Below are 3,728 nucleotides of genomic sequence, written 5' to 3'. Positions count from 1 at the left end.
TCTAGTACAGGTATACAGACCTCTTCGGTTGCGCCAGGATAGACCGTTGACTCATAGACGACGATATCGTCAGACTTAAGCAAACCACCTATAGCCTCTGATGCTTTGATCAAAGGTGTGAGATCAGGCTGTTTATAGTCATCAATAGGAGTTGGTACCGTCACGATAAAGAAGTTGCAGTCTTTTAATGCTTGAATGTCTGAGCTATAGCTTAGATGCGTCGCTTGAGAGAGCTCTTCTTCATTAACCTCTAATGTATGATCTGTCCCTGCCTGTAATGATGCAATACGATTTGCATTGATATCAAAACCAATCACCGAATGTTGTTTGCCAAATTCAACGGCTAATGGCAAGCCGACATAGCCAAGACCAATGACTGCTATTTTAAGGTTACTGGTATCGAACATAACTTTCCTTAGACTAATTTTAATAGAGTATAGATAATGAGACATCAACACATACTCAACTAATGTGAGTATAGATTGAATGTTAATTTATTTCATGATGAATGCTTGTTTGCTAAACGTTATTTATCATTGCCGTAAGCATAGTTGTAATGATAACTATATTTGCTAGTCAGACCTTGTTTGACATCATTGAGGACGATACCATCGACTTGAACATTAGCCTTGTTTAGCTGCTTGACGGCATAGACCAGCTGTCCCTCTATAGACTTATCGTATCTAGTGACCATCAGTACTTTATCCGCGTATTGCGATATGATCATGGCATCTGACGCGGCTAGTACTGGCGGTGTGTCTATAATAATATAATCATAGTGCGCATTAAGTTCCGTCATTAGTGCACTGAATTTATCACCAGATAGTAGCGAAGCAGGATTATGGGGCTGCTTACCTCTAGGTATAAAGTCTACATTATCCAATGAGGTAGGATGAACGATATCTACTAGTGCATGACCGTCCTGCTGGAAGTAATCCGCAAGGCCATTATCTTGACTCATATTGAATGCTTTGTGCAGCTCGCCCAAGCGCATGTCTGCATCGATGATCAATACCTTTTTATTCAGTTGTGCGAACACCTCAGACAAGTTAGATGAAATAAAGGACTTACCCACCCCAGGACTCTCACCCGTAATTAAGATTACCTTTGCTCGTTGACCTGCTCTACCCTCTTTTGGCATACCAAACATCAGGCTCGTTCTTAAACTCTTAATAGCTTCGTAGCTTAAGCTATTGCTATCGGTATGTGCTAACAAACGGCTAGGCGACTTACTACCTTTGTTTAATCGAGTCAGTAACGGTGAGCGCGGAACAGTCGCGACGACTGGTACGCCCGTTCTTGATTCAAGGCGCTCGGGATCTTTGACAACGTTTCTAAGCATATTTTTCAGTATCACAGCCATAATGCCAAGCAATAATCCTGTTAACGCCGCTATAAATATGATTAAAGATCGCTTAGGGGCAATAGCACGATAGGTGTTAATAGGTAGATCAATAATACGGGCAAACCCAACTTGACCTGCTCTAACTATCTTAAGCTGCTGATAGTTTTTGAGTAGGTTTAAGTAAATCTCCCGATTGATACTGACGTCTTCTGAAAGTTGCAAAAACTCTCTTTGAATCTCAGGTAAGTCCTCTATTCTAGTATTAACGCTTTGCACTCTACTTTGCAGCTCTGCTATTTGATCATCAATCTGAATGACTAGTGGATGCTCTTCAGTATAGTAAGTAGATAAATCTGCTTTTTTGAGTCTTAACTCGCTCAGTTGACTATCAATTCGAGCATTTTCTGCGAGCAGTATGCTTGCTTCTTGTCCAATATCAATGGTGCTATTCTCTGTACGAAAGGTATTAAATGTCGCTTCAGAATCCTCAAGCTTTTGTTTGAGATCTGGAATTTGAGTTTCCATAAACTTTATGGTTCTAGTGGTTTCTTCTGAACCGCGAGAGCTGTTTTGATCCATATAAGACAGGATAACTTGTCTTAACACACGGCTGATTTGATCCTGATTGCTACCTATCATAGACAACTGAAGGATACCTGTGTTAGCACCAACTTCAGATACTGTCAGAGCGCCGTTTATCCCATCCGTAGTATTTTGAAGGGACTGCTTGCTAATGTTAATAGGATGATCGCCAACAGGCAAATCACTGACATTGATCTCTATAAAGCCGCGAGTACCGTTGAAACGATGAGAGGTATTTAACTGACCCTTAAAGGTATCGAGCTCATTGGTTAAAGTAAATCCAGTGCCTGATCTGACTAGGGTAAAAGACTTATCAAGATAATCCTCTGAGACGTCAAACTGACTGATTTGTGCGGTACCATCACTAGTGGCTAATAGCACACTTTCAGGTAAGTTTTCCTGAGTATAACTTCGATTGGTTCGGATTTTGTCGATTGCACTTACCGTGGGATCACTCAAACGTATAGATAAATTAAGAAAATCAACGACAGGCTTTAACACCATGCGCGATTTTATCAGTTGCGCTTCTGTTTCAGCAGGACTTGCTTCAGGTGGTACCAACTCTGAGATGCTTGAACCAAGCGCTGAGACGCCTCCAGATGTGGCTTCAATCTGTATTAAAGCATCAGACTTAAAGGTCGTCGTCTCATAGCGACTGTACAGAACGCCTATCAGCAAACCTAATAATGCAAAAAACAATATGGTCTTCCAGCCGCGTAGTATAGAAAATACGAGCGCTAGCAGATCTACGTCATTATTAGATTCTGAAGTAGATTTTGATAGGTTTTTTGAGTCTGAAGTCATAACTTTAAGTTCATCATTTAAGTTTAATAATTGTATGCTGATTATCTATCGGCATCACTTAGCTAATTTTATCGGTCCAAGTCTCAAGACCGCTTACGATATCTTGTCTTGCAGTCTCAAATAACGAGATATCATGACGATAAGGATCCGCAATGTCTTTGTCGTTCCAGTGCCCTATCTTAAAGGTCTTACCGCGGCAATGCGGCCAGCGCTCCTCTATCCACTTCGTCTGACTGTCTGACATGGTAAAGATAAGGTCGGCTTTCATCACTAGATGCTCGTCTATCTGCTTAGCAATATGATCTGACATATCTATATCATATGGCGTCATGACTTGCTGCGATTTTGGATCTACAGGATTGCCAACGAGCGCTCCAAGACCTGCAGAATCAATGTGCTTTTGTGGGAACTGATCTTTTAATAGTGCCTCTGCTATAGGACTACGGCAAATATTGCCCACACAAACGACTAAAATGTTATCAAATGCCATACTTAAACCACCTAAATTTTTATCAGATATAAATTACAAGCTTGAGAGGCTTCTGATAGCAGAAGTAGACGGTAATAATGAGCTAAGCACACGATTCCAACGCGTCAAACCTGTAGGATCAACATAAAGGATGTCATTGGGTTGCATCTCAAAGCGATTGGCAAGGGCAAAGTTAGTAATAGTTTGCATGTCTATGTAATAGATATTAGTACGCCCATATCCTGGATTGTCTCGCACTACATATATTTTGGCAGCGTTAGCGGTAAAGGAGTTAAGACCTTGTGACTCACCCAAAACCTGAGCTAAGCTTAATCCTTGTTCCAGTATAGGTACTGGTGCAACTTGACCAAACTCGCCTAACACATAGACTTGGTTGCGGCTTTGGCTGTTGACGTGGACAGAATCACCATCTTGGAGGTATATCTGATTACCTGATGCGCCTATTTGACGCAAATCTTGCAAGCCAATGTTGTAGTTGCGACCGTTGCGATTAAGTACAATACTATT

Annotated in this window: 4 protein-coding genes; all 4 read right to left on the bottom strand. The window is 41.2% G+C overall.

What is annotated here, in order from left to right; all coding sequences use genetic code 11:
- On the bottom strand, nt 1–407 hold a 407-nt coding region (locus tag ACTXGO_RS10985; RefSeq protein WP_443574500.1), incomplete at its 3' end, for an NAD(P)-binding domain-containing protein.
- 119 nt (nt 408–526) lie between these two features.
- Nucleotides 527–2,731 carry a polysaccharide biosynthesis tyrosine autokinase gene (locus ACTXGO_RS10980; protein ID WP_443574498.1) on the bottom strand — a complete coding sequence of 735 codons (2,205 nt, stop codon included), beginning with the start codon at nt 2,729–2,731 and terminating at the stop codon, nt 527–529.
- A 58-nt stretch (nt 2,732–2,789) separates the two neighbouring features.
- Nucleotides 2,790–3,221 carry a low molecular weight protein-tyrosine-phosphatase gene (locus ACTXGO_RS10975; RefSeq protein WP_443574496.1) on the bottom strand — a complete coding sequence of 144 codons (432 nt, stop codon included), beginning with the start codon at nt 3,219–3,221 and terminating at the stop codon, nt 2,790–2,792.
- Nucleotides 3,222–3,254: 33 nt separating this feature from the next.
- Nucleotides 3,255–3,728: polysaccharide biosynthesis/export family protein (locus tag ACTXGO_RS10970; protein ID WP_459112923.1), on the bottom strand; the 474-nt coding region annotated here is incomplete at its 5' end.

The organism is Psychrobacter sp. T6-1 (assembly GCF_052258445.1).
This window is presented reverse-complemented; position numbering and strand designations above follow the sequence as displayed.